We start from the raw sequence: 13,779 nt of genomic DNA, 5'->3' as shown, positions 1-13,779 counted from the left end.
CGCGCGGCCTTCGCGCTTCCACGAGTGTCAGGCATTCCCGTCCGGCGGCGGACGCCCCTGCATCATTTCGCGGGCGTCGCCACGACCCTGTGGCTCTCGTCCTCCTTGGGTCGCTCCAGGGGCAATTGCCGCCCGGTGACGATGTGATGCACCGTTTCGGCGATGTTGGTGGCATGATCGCCGATGCGTTCGATGTTCTTGGCGCAGAAGAGCAGATGGGTGCACGCGGTGATGTTGCGCGGGTCCTCCATCATGTAGGTCAGGAGCTCGCGGAACAGCGACGTGTACATGGCGTCGATTTCCTCGTCGCGGTCGCGCACGAAGCCGATGCGCTCGATCGACCGTGACGCGTAGACGTCCAGCACTTCCTTCAACTGCGTCAGGGCGAGGTCGGCCAGCGCCTCGAGGCCGCGGAACAGGCGCATCGGCTGCCTGCCTTCGGTCACCGCGACAACCCGCTTGGCAATGTTCTTGCCCAGATCGCCGATGCGCTCCAGATCGGAGGAAATGCGGATCGCGCCGACGATCTCGCGCAAATCGTCCGCCACGGGCTGCCGCCTGCCGATGATGATGACCGAGCGCTCCCCGATCTCGCGTTCCTTCTCGTCCAGGAACACGTCGTCGGCGACCACCTTGCGGGCGAGCCCCGCATCCGACTGGATCAGCGCCTCGATGGATTCCGCCACCATGCGCTCGGCGTAGCCGCCCATCGCGGCGATCTGGTCTGCCAGGTATTTCAGCTCGTCATCGAAGGAGCGCATGGTGTGCTGGGTCTGCATGTCTTCATCCGTTCTTGGGCGTCTTTGCGCTCTTGGTAAGCTATTGCGATGGCACGAAAATGAAAGTCCCGAAGAGATTGATTTCCTGCGCCGCCGCAGCCTGAGAAAAGGGGATCACCCCCGTGCCGCGGGCGGCACCGGGGGGAAGTGCACGGTGAACGCCGCCCCCTCGCCCGGTTTCGACCGGACCGAAAGCCGGGCATCGTGGCGCGTCAGGATATGCTTCACGATGGACAGGCCGAGGCCCGTGCCCTTCTGGGCACGGCTGGTTTCCACATCGACGCGGTAGAAGCGCTCGGTGATGCGCGGGATATGCTCTTCGGCGATGCCCGGACCGAAGTCGCGGACGGTGACGCGCACCTCCTCAAGCGGATTCTTCTGCTCCGCCGAAACCTGGATCCTGCCGCCCGCTCCGCCATACTTGCAGGCATTCTCCAGGAGGTTCTCGAAGACCTGCGTCAGTTCGTCGGGATTGCCGGCGATCGGGATCGGCGCGTCGGGGAGCGTGCTTTCGATGACGACGCCGTACTCGCCCGCCAGATGGCGCGTCGCCTCGATGACGCCCTCGACGAGGCGGACGACATCGATCTGCCCGCCCGGCTTCAGATAGGGCTTCATCTCGAGCCGCGACAGCGACAGGAGATCGTCGATGAGCCGCGCCATGCGCTGGGTCTGGTTGTGCATGATCTGGAGAAAGTTCTCGCGCGCCACGGGGTCGTCGCGGGCCGGACCGCGCAGCGTCTCGATGAAGCCGGCGATCGAGGCAAGCGGGGTGCGCAGCTCGTGGCTGGCATTGGCGATGAAATCCGCGCGCATGCGGTCGATGCGACGCGCCTCGCTCTGGTCCTTGAACAGGAGAACGAACAGGCCCGTCTCGTTGCCGATGCGGCTTGCCACGACGCGGTAGGCCCGCTCCACGGGAACCCGCTCCGAATAGTTGATCGCCACCGACGCCTCGTTGCCCGCGACGGCCTTGCCGACCAGTTCGTGCATCTCCGGCGCGCGGAACTTCAGGCGCAGGGACGCACCCCTCGCCACGGGGCCGAAGGCACGGTCCGCCGCCTCATTGGCATGGAGAATTTCGGCATCCGGGCCGAAGATGTAGAGCGGATCGGGAACCGCCGCCGCCAGAAAAACCGCAGGCAGCGCATCGATGCTTCCGGCGGCGACGGCGGCATCCTCGGCGGGCGCAGCGGCGTCGGCGGAGAACAGCCTGGCAAGGCGTTGGGTCAGGGGCAGGACCAGCGCGCTCCCGAGCCGCTGCCGGAAGCCCGGGGCCGTTTCCCGATGTTCTTTTTCCATGGCATTCATTCCCGCCGGCATCCCCGCTGGACCTTGTAGCAAGCTGCAAATAGCATGCACACTCCCATGTTTCAGGATCGATTGTATGAACAAGTCTTTGGAAAAACCCGGCCCCGTGAAAAGCGATCCGGTCACGCTCACCGTTTCCGGCAAGAAGCGGACCTTCGACATCGACGATCCGGACCTGCCCAAATGGGTCAAGGAGCATTCGCTGAGCGCCGGCGGCTATCCGTACGATGACGAGCTGGGCAACAAGGAATACGAGAAGCAGCTCGAGGCGCTGCAGGTCGAGCTGGTCAAGTTGCAGGGCTGGATGCAGTCGAGCGGCGCGCGGATCATGGCCCTGTTCGAGGGGCGGGATGCGGCCGGCAAGGGCGGCACGATCTCGCGCATCCGCGCCTACATGAACCCGCGCACCGCGCGCAACGTCGCCCTGCCCAAGCCGACCGAGACGGAGCGCGGCCAGTGGTACTTCCAGCGCTATGTGGCGCATTTCCCGACCAGCGGCGAGTTCGTCACATTCGACCGTTCCTGGTACAATAGGGGCGGCGTCGAACCCGTCATGGGTTTCTGCACGCCGGCGCAGCACGAGCAGTTTCTCGACGAGGCGCCCGATTTCGAGCGCGCCATCGTCAATGACGGGATTCATCTGTTCAAGTTCTGGCTGAACATCGGCCAGGAGACCCAGCTCGAGCGGTTTCACGACCGTCGCCACAGCAAGCTCAAATACTGGAAGTTCTCGCCGATGGACGTCGCCGGCATCGCGAAATGGGACGACTACACGCGGATGCGCGACCTGATGCTCGAGCGGACGCACAGCCCGCATGCGCCATGGACGGTGGTGCGCGCCAACGACAAGCGCCGGGCCAGGCTCGCCGTCATGCGCCGCATTCTCCTGACGGTCGCCTATGAAGGACGGGATCTGGACGCGATCGGCGCCGAGGACCCCAGGATCATCGGCTCGGGAGGGTCCTTCCTCGGCTGACGGGCCGCCCGCTGGGAGGGGCGGTGCATGGTCTTCTCCCAGTGGTGTGGCCGCCAGTAAAGCTGCCACAAGCAGCGCCATGCGGCGATGGAGATCAGCACCCAATAGACGGGTGTGCAGACAATGCGCTTCCAGAACTCCGGGCGCTCCGTCTTCCCCAGCGTGGACCAGCCGAGCATCAGGAACGACAGGTGGCCGCAGACGATGTTGACCCCGTCGAGGACCAGCAGGCCGAGATGCGATGACCGCAGATCTCCATAGATGGCAAGGCACAGCAGCAGTCCCGCCGCCGTGGCCAGGAAAACGGAATAGGCGAGCGCCGACAGCACCATCCCGGCGAACATCACCTGCATCACGACGAAGGATGTCAGGCCGAGTTCCCGGTGCGTCGCCGCCGGGTCGCGCATGTGGACCAGCCAGGTCTGCGCCCATCCCTTGAACCAGCGGGTCCGCTGCGGCAGCCAGGTGCGCAGGTCGGTCGGCGCGTCCTCGAAGGTGGGGCTGTGGATCACGTCCGTCCTGTAGCCCTGGCGCCGCAGCCGGACCCCGAGGTCGGCGTCCTCGGTCACGTTGTAGGGGTCCCACCCGTTGACCGCAGTCAGCGCGCTGCGGCGAAAATGGTTCGACGTGCCGCCGAGCGGCAACACCAGCCCGTGTCGAGCGAACCAGGGCAGGATGCCGCGAAAGAGCGCCGAATATTCCAGCGCGAACATGGCAGAGATCCAGCTCTCGCGCTTGTTGGAGATGTTGAGCGGGGCCTGGAGGCAGGCCAGGGTGCGGTCGCTCTCCCTGAAGCGCTGCCATGCCTCGACCAGTTGAAACGGATGCGGCCGGTCTTCGGCATCGTAAAGGACGACGAAATCTCCCGACGTCATCGGCAGCGCGTATGAGAGCGCCTTCGGCTTGGTGCGCGGCCCGCCCGGCGGCACTTCGATGATCTCGATGTAGGAGCGCAGTTCCTGGGCGCGGATCGCATTCAGCGTTTCCGTGTCGTCGCCCTCGCAGACGAGCTTGATCTCAAGCTTGGCGCGCGGCCAGACGATGCGCCCCAGCGCCACCAGAAGGTCGGGCACGACCTCCGCCTCCTTGTAGAGCGCCACCAGCACCGTGTAGACCGGCATTTCGCCCGGCCGGATCGTGCTGAGTTTCGGCGTGTGCGGCTTCGACGGCGCGAGGCCGACGCTCACCCGCAGGGCAACGCAGGCGAGGAACACCAGGGACAGCACGCCGTGCACGGCCAGCAGGGTCCCGCCCGGGACCAGCACCGCCGCAAACAGCAGCGATACGCTCAACGCGCCGAAGATCGCCCCCTGCCAGGCGTTGACAACGAAGCGCGCGGACTGGTCGGGCAGCGCGGCAAACAGGGCGCCGGTGGCGATGCGCATCAGGCTCTGGGTGCTGCGCGCGGCGATGGCGCGGCGTAGCGCGGAGGGCGGCACGACCCGGATGCGCGTCGATGCGCGCGGATAGCGGGCGATGAAGTTCCGAAGACCCTGAATGTCGAGCTTCTCGGGAGCGATCAGGACAAGTGACTGGCCGCCGCCACGCAGCGACAGTGCGATGCCGGCGCCACCCCTGCTCGCCAGAGCGGCCAGTCGCTGCCAGTCCTGCATGACCAGTTCGTCCGGGTCGGGCTGGTCGAGAAAAGGCAGCCCGAGACTGTCGGCCAGCTCATGAAACAGTCCACGCTCGGAAACGAGGCCGGAGGCCAGAAGCTCGGCCTGAAACGGAACGCCAGCGAGAACCGCGCGCGCCTCGATGCGGGCCGCCTCCTCAGCGGAGATGCTGAGGCGCTCGAGGATGGGCAGCCAATCGGCGGCGGTCGATGGCGTACCGACCTGGTCGAACGCTGCATCGATGCCCCGCTTCCTGGACATGGCGTCGTGCCCCTCGGCCTGCGCGCCATCACCCGTTTTCCCGAAGGGTTCCATCGGGACTGCTAGAAATCGGTGTCGGGATGTCTGTACTGCACCGGATCGTGGACCTTGAAGCCCCGGCTCCGGCAGGCGTTGATACAATCTGAGAAAGCGATGCTCCCCAACGCCGAAGAACTTCCGGCAGACGCCGGACGTCCCCTCGAAGCCAGAGCTCTCGCCGTGGAAACAGACCTCGAGCCAAGGAGGCCCAATATAACGTTCCGCCCCGTCCGCATCTTTCTACCCCCATGCTGCACAAACCAAAAGAATGCACGCCCCGGTGGCATAATGGTAACATCCTATTCAAGCGTCAATAGATGTTCTGGGAACATCTATTGACGGAAAGCCAGTCAATCGAGAACACCGCACCTTATGGCTTCCGCAACAGCATGGGCACGATTCGTCGCGCCGAGTTTTGTCTTTGCATTCAGAAGATGCTTTTCGGCGGTGTGCTCGGAAATGCCCAGGATCTGGGACACTTCCCATTCCGACTTCCCGAGCGCGGCCCATTGCAGGCATTCCTTCTCGCGCGGCGTGAGCCTGGGCGGCTCGCCCAGCCGGTGCAAGGTGTGTCCGGGACCAAGCTTGCTCTTCGCCCGCGAGACGAGCTGCTGGACCTCCTTCTCGGCCAGCCTTAGGAGATCGGCCACGTCGAGCACAGACTTGCCGCGTGCCGTCCAGTGGAGGCATTCCTTCTCCAGCGGCTCGAGCTCGGCGAACATGTCGGCCCCGCGCAGGCTGAGCGCATGGCCCACCGCATAGGCGGAAATGAAGGAGATGGCGTGCATGTCCTCCGGAGCCATCTCGACCGCGGCGCCGCTGTACGACATCACGACGGAGCCTCCGTCGAGCGTCGAGATCGACAGGGATATGCCGTCGATCATATCGAATTCACGCGCCTCGCCGAAGAGTTGCGATACCTTGCGGGCGTCGCCGCCGCCCATGGACCGGGCCTCGCCCCACAGCATCGCCCGCTGGGTCCGGTGAACATGATGCACCAGCGGATCATGAAAGATGTAGTCGCACGCGATGTAGCGGTCGACCCACTCGGTCGGCCAGGTGTTCAGGATCAGATGCCCGACCTGGTCGCGGCCGGCCGAACCGGTTGGCGGCACCGTGCCGGCGCAAAGAGACCGCACTCCGAAGCGGGACGTGACCGAAAGCAGCGCATCGCATATCGCAGCAGGAGACCGCGCCTTCTGAATCTGGTCGATGAATTCGCGTGTCTGATCGAATTCCCGCATGCAGGATCATCCCCCAATCGGTGACATTCGAACAGAGTACACCCTATGCCGCGCTTGTTTCCAATGCTATCGGCCTATTTGCTCTAAAAGGCTAACAATGCAACGCTGAACAGTCCTTTCCTTCAGGTTTCGTGCAGATCTTCGTCTCTGCTGCACGATACTTTCCGGCAACGCGCGACTGGAGAACCCGACATGCGCTTCCTGATGGCTTTCGCGATCTCCGCCTTCCTGTGCGGTGCGGGGCATGCGGCGCAGTTCTCCGCATCGCCGGCAAATCAGGCGCCCGGCTTCGGAGCGCCGCAGCAGCGCCTTTCGAAGCCCGACCTCGCGACCCTGCCGAGGCTCCGCTTCCTGACGACGGCCGACTTCTTCCCCTTCAACTATCTGGACGCCACCGGCATCCTCAGCGGCTTTCACGTGGACCTCGCCCGCAAGATCTGCGCCGAACTCGACCTGACCGAGCGATGCCAGATCCAGGCGCTGCCCTGGTCCGAGGTCCAGCCGGCCCTGGCCAACAAGCAAGGCGAAGCGATCATCGCCGGCATCGCGGTCACCGCCGAGAACCGCGACCGCTATCTGTTCTCGCAGACCTATATGCGTTTCCCGGCCCGGCTGGTGACGCGCCGATCGGCCATGCTCACCGAGCCGCTTGTCGGGACGCTCGCCGGCAAGCGCGTCGGCGTCATGGCGGGCACGGCCCACGAGACGCTGCTGCGCGCCCTGTTCCCGCAGGCCAGGGCCGTCACCTACACCCGGGCGAACTGGCTGCGCGAGGACCTGAAAGCGGGAAAGATCGACGCCCTGTTCGGCGACGGAATGCGGCTCAGCTTCTGGCTGGCCGGCAAGGACGCCGCCGATTGCTGCGCCTTTGCCGGCGGCCCCTATCTGGCGGCAGGATATCTCGGCCAGGGCCTGTCGATCGCCGTGCCGCAGGGCCAGCCGGCGCTCGCCGAGGCGATCGATTTCGCCCTGACCCAGATCGAGGCCAGCGGCGCATTCGCCGAGCTCTACCTGCGCTATTTCCCGGTCAGCTTCTACTGAGCCGACGCCCCTTTTTTCGTGCCCCGCCGCCGCAGCGCGCGGAAAGGCAGGAGCAGCATCCAGCCGAGCCGCGCCGTCAGCGCGCCGCGATAGTCCGACAGGCCAATCTCCATCGCGCGGTGGCCGAGACGCGGCGCGTCGATATAGGTCCCGAAAAGCCGGTCCCAGAAGGGAAAGTTGAAGCCGTAGTTGGAATCGGTCTCGCGCGGGATGGTGGAATGATGAACGCGATGCATGTCCGGCGTCACCAGCACGTGGCGCAGCACGCGATCGACCTTTCGCGGAAGATCGACATTCGAATGATTGAACATCGAGCTGCCGTTGAGCACGATCTCGAAGATCAGGACGGCCAGCACCGGCGCGCCGAGAAGCACGACGATCCCGGCCTTCCACAGCATGGACAGCAGGATTTCCAGCGGATGGAACCGCAGACCCGTCGTGACGTCGAACCCGTTGTCGGCGTGGTGCATGCGGTGGATGCGCCACAGGACCGGTATCTTGTGGCTCGCCACGTGCTCCAGCCAGACGGCGAAATCCAGAAGCACGAACGAAACGATCCCCGCGATGAGCGGATCGAGACCGAGCGTGTGGAACAGGCCCCATCCCTGCGCCTCGGCCCAGACGGCAGCGCCGACGGCTGCGGCGGGGAACACCACGCGCAGCACAAGCGACGAGATCAGCACCATCGACAGATTGGCGAACCAGCGGCGCGTTTTCAGCGCGCCGCTCATCTCCGGCCGTTCGAGGCGTGGCGACCAGAGCTCGAATGCGGCCATGGCGGCAAAGATGCCGAGGAAGGCGGCGAGCCTCACCGCCGCCTCGGAAAACAGAAAGGCGCTCATGCCGCGACTATCCCGAAGCTGGCCATGACGCGCCAGTCACATGGTCTTGATCGGCAGCCGCCTCAGGCGAGGGCGCGTCGCTTGGCCTGCGCGGCCCGCTCGATGGCGGCCGCCACCAGCGGCTCCAGATGCAGCCGGCTGCGCACGATGTGCAGCATGCGCTTTTCCTCCGGCTCCAGATGCTTGTCGGCGGCAGCGACCTCGACCGCCAGCGCATAAGCCGTGTCGTGGAGCTTTGCCGGCACGGTGTCGCGCACGGCGCCGAGAATGCGTTCCAGACCGCTGTCCTCCTGCAATATCTGCTGGCACTGCCGCGCCACCTCGATGATGCGGTTCTCGTCGAATGTCCGGAACACCGGCCATGTGCGGATCGTGTCGCCGATGATGGCGAGTTCCGCATCGGTCATGTCCCGGTCGGCCGCCGACATAACGACCATCAGGTAGATCAGGGCTTCGTGGGCTGTCGGCTCTGCCATTTCATACTCCGGTTGCAGGGACGCGAAGTCCGAAAGGTAGGGAGGCGGACGCGATGCCGCAACGAAAAACTGTGGCCTCGATTGACGCATGGGCGAGGTCGCCTTACAGGCTTGGCTCTCAAGAACCCATTTGTGTGAAACCAGTTTCTGGAATGCGATATGACGATGCCGAGCACGGACGCGCTTGAACTGACGCCCGAAGTGATGGAAGCCGCCGCGCAGAGCAAGGCGTGGCCCTTCGAGGAAGCGCGCAAGATCGTCAAACGCTACGAGGGCAAGGCGTTCCCGGAAACGGTTCTGTTCGAGACCGGCTATGGCCCTTCCGGCCTGCCGCATATCGGTACGTTCGGCGAGGTCAATCGCACGTCGATGGTCCGACATGCCTTCCGTGTGCTGACCGAAGACCGGGTGAAGACCAAGATTCTGTGCTTCTCCGACGACATGGACGGACTGCGCAAGGTGCCGGACAACGTGCCGAACAAGGAGATGCTGCGCACCCATCTCGGCAAGCCGCTGACCCGGGTTCCCGACCCATTTTCCAACGAGTATCCCTCGTTCGGCGCGGCGAACAACGCACGCCTGCGCGCATTCCTCGACCGGTTCGGCTTCGATTACGAATTCGCCTCCTCGACCGAGTACTATGCGGCCGGCCGCTTCGACGCGACGCTTCTCACCATGCTCGAGCGCTACGACGCCGTCATGGAGATCATGCTGCCATCGCTGCGCGAGGAGCGGGCGCAGACCTATTCGCCGTTCCTGCCCATTCACCCGAAGACCGGCGTCGTGATGCAGGTGCCGCTGGAGGAGCGCAAGCTCGACGCCGGTACCATCGTCTGGCGCGATCCCGACAGTGGCGAGCTGTTCGAGACGCCCGTGACCGGCGGGCATTGCAAGCTGCAGTGGAAGCCCGACTGGGCGATGCGCTGGGCGGCCCTCAAGGTGGACTACGAGATGTCCGGCAAGGACCTGATCGACAGCGTCAAGCTGGCGGCGCAGATCTGCACGGCTCTCGGCGAAACGCCGCCGGAGGGCTTCAACTACGAACTGTTCCTCGACGAGAACGGGCAGAAGATCTCGAAGTCGAAGGGCAACGGCCTGACCATCGACGAATGGCTTTCCTACGCGCCCACCGAGAGCCTGTCGCTGTTCATGTTCCAGAAACCGAAGGCCGCGAAGAAGCTCTATTTCGACGTCATTCCGCGGGCGGTCGACGAGTATTACAGCTTCCTCTCCACCTATCCGCGGCAGGACTGGAAGAACCGGCTCGGCAATCCCGTCTGGCACATGCATGACGGCGCGCCGCCGTCGATCGATCTGCCGGTACCCTTCGCGCTGCTGCTCAACCTCGTCAGCGCCTCGAACGCGCAGAACACGGACGTTCTGTGGGGCTTCATCTCGCGCCACGCGCCGGGCGTGACGGCCGAGACGCATCCCGAACTCGACCGCCTGACCGGCTACGCGCTGCGCTATTTCGAGGATTTCGTCAAACCGGCCAAAGCGTTCCGCGCGCCTGACGCGGTGGAGCGGGAGGCGCTCGCGGCGCTCTCGCAGACCTTCGGCGCGCTGCCGGAGGATGCCGATGCCGAGGCGATCCAGAACGCCATTCTCGACGTGGCGCGCGGCATCGAGCGCTACCAGGATCACGAACGCAAGAGCCCGACAGGCGGCCCCGGCGTTTCGGGGAGCTTCTTCCAGATGCTGTATCAGGTCCTGCTGGGACAGGAGCGCGGTCCGCGCTTCGGCTCCTTCGCGGCGCTCTACGGCGTGCGGGAAACGCGCGCCATGATCGACGCTGCGCTGGACGGCACGCCGTCAAGCTGACCCCGCACTCAGGAGGGGGACGGCCCGCCGCTGAAAATGCCCTTGCGCGTTTCGCGGGCCGTCTCGGCCTCTTCCGCATAGGGGCCGTCGGGGTCGGCCAGCGCCCAGCCGTTCTCCACCAGCCATTTGCCGACGTCATAGCCCGCCAGCGTGCAGCGTAGGGGTGTCTCGGCGTTCTCTTCCGTCACATCCGCGCCTGCGCCGCACTCCACCGCCCGGCCGCGCAGCCAGTAGCGGAACGCGGTGCGCGCCTGCTTGCCGCACGGCCAGACCCCGCCCGCCCGCGCGTCGCAGACCCGGTCGGGCGCAACGATGCGAATCCCGGCGATGGTGATGGTGCGCCCCTCGGATTCGATCAGGCCCGCAGCGATGGCGACGGGGCGGTAATACAGCGTATCCGCGCGCTTTGGCTCCGGTGACGGGCCGGCAAGATCGCTGAGCGGCGCACGCGGGGTCAGGCGGTTGAGCATCGAGGGATCAACGGGCGGCGGCGCGATCAGCTCAGGCGCGATGATGCGCGGCGCGCGGCGCTCCTGCGCCAAGGCGGGCAGCAGGCCGGGACCTGCCAGAAGCAGCGCCGACACAACCAATAGGCAACGCCCCGCCCGCATCGTCTACTGGCTCGCCCAGACGATGCGCGCCATCCATTCCAGTTCGGACTTGCGCAGCACGCGGTTGGCGTGTTCCGGGTTGAGCGACAGAAGCTCGACCGCCTCGCCGGTCTGGCGCTGCAGGATCTTGGCCATCACCTCCCCGCCCGCCGTCTTGACCACGACGCGGTCGCCGCGCCGCAGCCGGGCTGCGGGGTCGACGATCAGCGTGTCGCCGTCACGATAGAGCGGCAACATGGACTCGCCCTGGACCTGCAGCGCATAGGCTCCTTCCCGTGCCGGAGCCGGGAGGTCGATATGATCCCACCCCTGCCCCGCCGGGAAGCCCGCGTCATCGAAGAACCCCCCGGCGCCCGCCTGCGCGAAGCCGATCAGCGGGACGCTGGAGGGCGGCGCTTCATAGGGAGCCGAGGGAGCCCCGCCGCCCTGCAGCAGGGCCAGGAAATCCGACAGGGTGATGCCGGTCGCCTCGATGATCTTGGACAGGGATTCCGTGGAAGGCCAGCGCGGGCGGCCGTCGGCGGAGAGACGCTTGGACTTGTTGAAAGCCGTCGAATCGAGCCCGGCCTTCCGGGCCAGGCCCGAGGCCGACAAGGAATGACGCGCGGCCAGCGCATCTATGGCTGCCCAGACCTTCTCGTGCGAAAGCACGGCGGCTCATCCTTCTGGAACACTGGAACAGGAAAAAATACCTGTCATGCAGTTGTAACGCCGCGCGCAGCACTTGTCCATAAACAGTGATTTGCCGGCGTCACCGCACAGCCGGCAAACCCGCCTTCAGCGCGGAGCGCGCTTTGCCAGAATGCGCTGCAGGGTGCGGCGGTGCATGTTCAGGCGGCGCGCCGTCTCGGATACATTACGGTCGCACATCTCGTAGACGCGCTGGATATGCTCCCAGCGCACGCGGTCGGCCGACATCGGGTTTTCGGGTGGCGCCACCTTCTCGCCGGAGCCACGGGTCAGGGCCGTGAAGATGTCGTCCGCATCGGCGGGCTTGGCGAGATAGTCGACGGCACCCAGTTTCACCGCGGTCACGGCGGTGGCGATGTTGCCGTATCCGGTCAGGATGATCGTCCGCGCGTCCTTGCGCTTCTCGCGGATCGCCGCGACCACATCCAGCCCGTTGCCGTCAGCAAGGCGCATGTCGACCACGGCGAAGGCCGGCGGCGCGGCCTTGGCGCGCGCCACGGCATCCTCGACGCTTTCGGCCGTATCGACGACGAAACCGCGGCTTTCCATCGCCCGGGCAAGCCGCGTGAGGAAGGGTTTGTCGTCATCGACGATCAGGAGAGAGCGGTCTTCGCCCAGTGCGATCTCCGGGTCTTCTGCGGTTTCGCTTGTCATATCCAGCACGTTCAGCACGTTTCTTTTCCTAGAATGTTTCTAGCCTAAATCCGTCAGTTTTCCAATTTAGGGTTCTTTTCATCCGGTTCCAGACCGGCGGGCGGGGCCAGGAACAGGGCGCGAGGCCAGATCACCTCGGCGAAAGCCCCCTTGCCCTTCTCGGCGAGGTTGCCGAAGCGAATGGTCGCACCCGAGCGCTCGAGGAGCGTCTTTGCGATGAACAGGCCAAGCCCCAGGCCGCCGCCGCTGCTGGCGCTGGCCGACCGCTTGGACATGTAAGGCTCGCCGATGCGGTCGAGGATCTCCACCGGGAAGCCATGCCCATCGTCGATGACCAGCAACCCCACGGTTTCTTCGTCCCAATGCCAGCGGATCGTCACGGATTCCCGGGCGAAGTCGACCGCGTTCTCGACCAGGTTTCCGAGGCCGTAGAGGACACCGGGATTGCGCCGGCCGACGGGTTCCGGCCCCTCGGTCGCCCCCGGCTCAAAACGGATGTCGATGCCGAAATCGCGATGCGGCGCGGCCGTCTCCTCGATCAGAGAGGTGAAGGGCAGGCGCGCCATGTGCGCCTCCCCTTCCGAGGACAGGCTGGTGAGTTGTTTCAATATGTCGCGGCACCGCTCGCTCTGCGTGCGCAGCAGCGTGACGTCCTCGCTGAAACGCTCGTCCTTGCCGAGCGCCCGTTCCATCTCGCGGGCCACCAGGGCGATGGTGGCGAGCGGCGTGCCCAGCTCGTGGGCGGCGGCAGCGGCCAGCCCGTCGAGCGCGGAGATGTGCTGCTCGCGCTGCAGGACGAGTTCCGTCGCGGCGAGCGCATTGGCAAGGAGCCGCGCCTCCTCCGCCACGCGGTAGGCGTAGATGCCGGTGAAGGCGATGCTGGAAACGACCGCGATCCACATGCCGATCACGTAGATGAGCGGCATCACCAGCTCGGTGCCGGGGAACCAGGGGAGCGGACGATGGAAGACCGCGAGGGCGGTGGTGAGCGCCACGACGAGGAAGCCGAGCAGCGCCGTCCAGCGCAGCCGCAGCGATGTCGCCGAGATGACCACGGGAACGGTCATCAGCAGCGAAAACGGATTGGTGAGACCGCCCGTCATGGACAGCAGGCCGGCGAGCTGGAACGCGTCGAAGGTCAGGATGCCCAGCGCGGCCAGCGGCGCCAGGCGGTGCGCCGCCGAATAGCGCAGCGCCAGATGGACGTTCAGCCATGCCGACGCGGCGATCAGCGCGAAGCACAGGCCGACCGGCAGCGGAAAATCCAGACCGTAGGCGACGACGATGACCGCGGCGCTCTGGCCGATGATCGCCAGCCAGCGCAGCTTGATCAGCGTGTTCAGCCGCAAGCCGTGGTTCGGATCGTGTGCCCTGATGTCCTCAAGCATCGCCGGTTTATGCGGGAAGTCCGCCGCCGC

Annotated in this window: 13 protein-coding genes; 3 read left to right on the top strand and 10 right to left on the bottom strand. The window is 65.6% G+C overall.

From position 1 onward, the window contains the following. Positions 1–62: 62 nt before the first annotated feature. Together phoU and NA2_RS05195 are read right to left on the bottom strand one after the other, a co-directional pair. Entirely contained in the window at positions 63–779 is a 717-nt protein-coding gene (phoU, locus tag NA2_RS05200) for a phosphate signaling complex protein PhoU (RefSeq protein WP_008594956.1), read from the bottom strand. A 114-nt stretch (positions 780–893) separates the two neighbouring features. After that, positions 894–2,090 (bottom strand): ATP-binding protein, encoded by a 1,197-nt coding sequence (locus NA2_RS05195; RefSeq protein ID WP_008594954.1) that lies wholly within the window; start codon positions 2,088–2,090, stop codon positions 894–896. A gap of 76 nt (positions 2,091–2,166) precedes the next feature. Between NA2_RS05195 and ppk2 the strand changes: the two genes are divergently transcribed. Further along, positions 2,167–3,066, top strand: a complete 900-nt coding sequence (gene ppk2, locus NA2_RS05190) for a polyphosphate kinase 2 (protein WP_008594952.1) — start codon at positions 2,167–2,169, stop codon at positions 3,064–3,066. On the opposite strand, the gene NA2_RS05185 is transcribed toward ppk2, so the two are convergent. Together NA2_RS05185 and NA2_RS22380 are read right to left on the bottom strand one after the other, a co-directional pair. Beyond that, positions 2,988–4,997 (bottom strand): glycosyltransferase, encoded by a 2,010-nt coding sequence (locus tag NA2_RS05185; RefSeq protein ID WP_008594950.1) that lies wholly within the window; start codon positions 4,995–4,997, stop codon positions 2,988–2,990. The genes ppk2 and NA2_RS05185 overlap by 79 nt on opposite strands. 335 nt (positions 4,998–5,332) lie before the next feature. Beyond that, entirely contained in the window at positions 5,333–6,226 is an 894-nt protein-coding gene (locus NA2_RS22380) for a LuxR C-terminal-related transcriptional regulator (RefSeq protein WP_008594948.1), read from the bottom strand. 192 nt (positions 6,227–6,418) lie between these two features. Here NA2_RS22380 and NA2_RS05175 point away from each other — a divergent pair, with 192 nt between their 5' ends. Next, the gene (locus NA2_RS05175) at positions 6,419–7,267 is read left to right on the top strand and encodes a transporter substrate-binding domain-containing protein (RefSeq protein WP_008594946.1); all 849 of its coding nucleotides are present in this window, start codon (positions 6,419–6,421) and stop codon (positions 7,265–7,267) included. On the opposite strand, the gene NA2_RS05170 is transcribed toward NA2_RS05175, so the two are convergent. Both NA2_RS05170 and NA2_RS05165 read right to left on the bottom strand, forming a co-directional pair. Further along, positions 7,261–8,109, bottom strand: a complete 849-nt coding sequence (locus NA2_RS05170; RefSeq protein WP_008594944.1) for a sterol desaturase family protein — start codon at positions 8,107–8,109, stop codon at positions 7,261–7,263. The two genes, NA2_RS05175 and NA2_RS05170, sit on opposite strands and share 7 nt — an antisense overlap. 62 nt (positions 8,110–8,171) lie before the next feature. Continuing rightward, a complete protein-coding gene (locus NA2_RS05165) occupies positions 8,172–8,585 on the bottom strand; it encodes a tellurite resistance TerB family protein (protein WP_008594941.1) in 414 nt (137 codons plus the stop codon). 159 nt (positions 8,586–8,744) lie between these two features. On the opposite strand from NA2_RS05165, the gene NA2_RS05160 reads away from it, so the two are divergent. Continuing rightward, positions 8,745–10,406 carry a lysine--tRNA ligase gene (locus tag NA2_RS05160; RefSeq protein WP_008594939.1) on the top strand — a complete coding sequence of 554 codons (1,662 nt, stop codon included), beginning with the start codon at positions 8,745–8,747 and terminating at the stop codon, positions 10,404–10,406. 8 nt (positions 10,407–10,414) lie between these two features. Here the strand turns inward: NA2_RS05160 and NA2_RS05155 are convergent, their stop codons facing one another. The 4 genes from NA2_RS05155 to NA2_RS05140 form a co-directional block, all read right to left on the bottom strand. Further along, a complete protein-coding gene (locus NA2_RS05155; RefSeq protein WP_244423588.1) occupies positions 10,415–10,990 on the bottom strand; it encodes a thermonuclease family protein in 576 nt (191 codons plus the stop codon). A gap of 30 nt (positions 10,991–11,020) precedes the next feature. After that, a complete protein-coding gene (locus tag NA2_RS05150) occupies positions 11,021–11,668 on the bottom strand; it encodes a S24 family peptidase (RefSeq protein ID WP_008594935.1) in 648 nt (215 codons plus the stop codon). A 126-nt stretch (positions 11,669–11,794) separates the two neighbouring features. Then, positions 11,795–12,361 (bottom strand): ActR/PrrA/RegA family redox response regulator transcription factor, encoded by a 567-nt coding sequence (locus NA2_RS05145; RefSeq protein WP_008594932.1) that lies wholly within the window; start codon positions 12,359–12,361, stop codon positions 11,795–11,797. A 53-nt stretch (positions 12,362–12,414) separates the two neighbouring features. Further along, complete coding sequence (locus NA2_RS05140; RefSeq protein ID WP_008594930.1) at positions 12,415–13,749, bottom strand: ActS/PrrB/RegB family redox-sensitive histidine kinase; 1,335 nt, start codon at positions 13,747–13,749, stop codon at positions 12,415–12,417. Positions 13,750–13,779: the final 30 nt, after the last annotated feature.

Source organism: Nitratireductor pacificus pht-3B (assembly GCF_000300335.1).
In the GTDB taxonomy this organism is placed as follows: Bacteria; Pseudomonadota; Alphaproteobacteria; order Rhizobiales; family Rhizobiaceae; genus Nitratireductor; species Nitratireductor pacificus.
Note: the sequence above shows the minus strand (reverse complement) of the source record. Positions and strands in the feature narration are given on the sequence as shown.

Bases quoted from the DNA above. Each gene is read 5' to 3' on its own strand.
- NA2_RS05145 (WP_008594932.1), bottom strand. From the start codon at position 12,361: ATGACAAGCGAAACCGCAGAAGACCCGGAGATCGCACTGGGCGAAGAC.
- NA2_RS05175 (WP_008594946.1), top strand. From the start codon at position 6,419: ATGCGCTTCCTGATGGCTTTCGCGATCTCCGCCTTCCTGTGCGGTGCG.
- NA2_RS05195 (WP_008594954.1), bottom strand. From the start codon at position 2,090: ATGAATGCCATGGAAAAAGAACATCGGGAAACGGCCCCGGGCTTCCGG.
- NA2_RS05140 (WP_008594930.1), bottom strand. From the start codon at position 13,749: ATGCTTGAGGACATCAGGGCACACGATCCGAACCACGGCTTGCGGCTG.
- NA2_RS05185 (WP_008594950.1), bottom strand. From the start codon at position 4,997: ATGGAACCCTTCGGGAAAACGGGTGATGGCGCGCAGGCCGAGGGGCAC.
- NA2_RS05160 (WP_008594939.1), top strand. From the start codon at position 8,745: ATGACGATGCCGAGCACGGACGCGCTTGAACTGACGCCCGAAGTGATG.
- ppk2 (WP_008594952.1), top strand. From the start codon at position 2,167: ATGAACAAGTCTTTGGAAAAACCCGGCCCCGTGAAAAGCGATCCGGTC.
- NA2_RS05165 (WP_008594941.1), bottom strand. From the start codon at position 8,585: ATGGCAGAGCCGACAGCCCACGAAGCCCTGATCTACCTGATGGTCGTT.
- NA2_RS22380 (WP_008594948.1), bottom strand. From the start codon at position 6,226: ATGCGGGAATTCGATCAGACACGCGAATTCATCGACCAGATTCAGAAG.
- phoU (WP_008594956.1), bottom strand. From the start codon at position 779: ATGCAGACCCAGCACACCATGCGCTCCTTCGATGACGAGCTGAAATAC.
- NA2_RS05170 (WP_008594944.1), bottom strand. From the start codon at position 8,109: ATGAGCGCCTTTCTGTTTTCCGAGGCGGCGGTGAGGCTCGCCGCCTTC.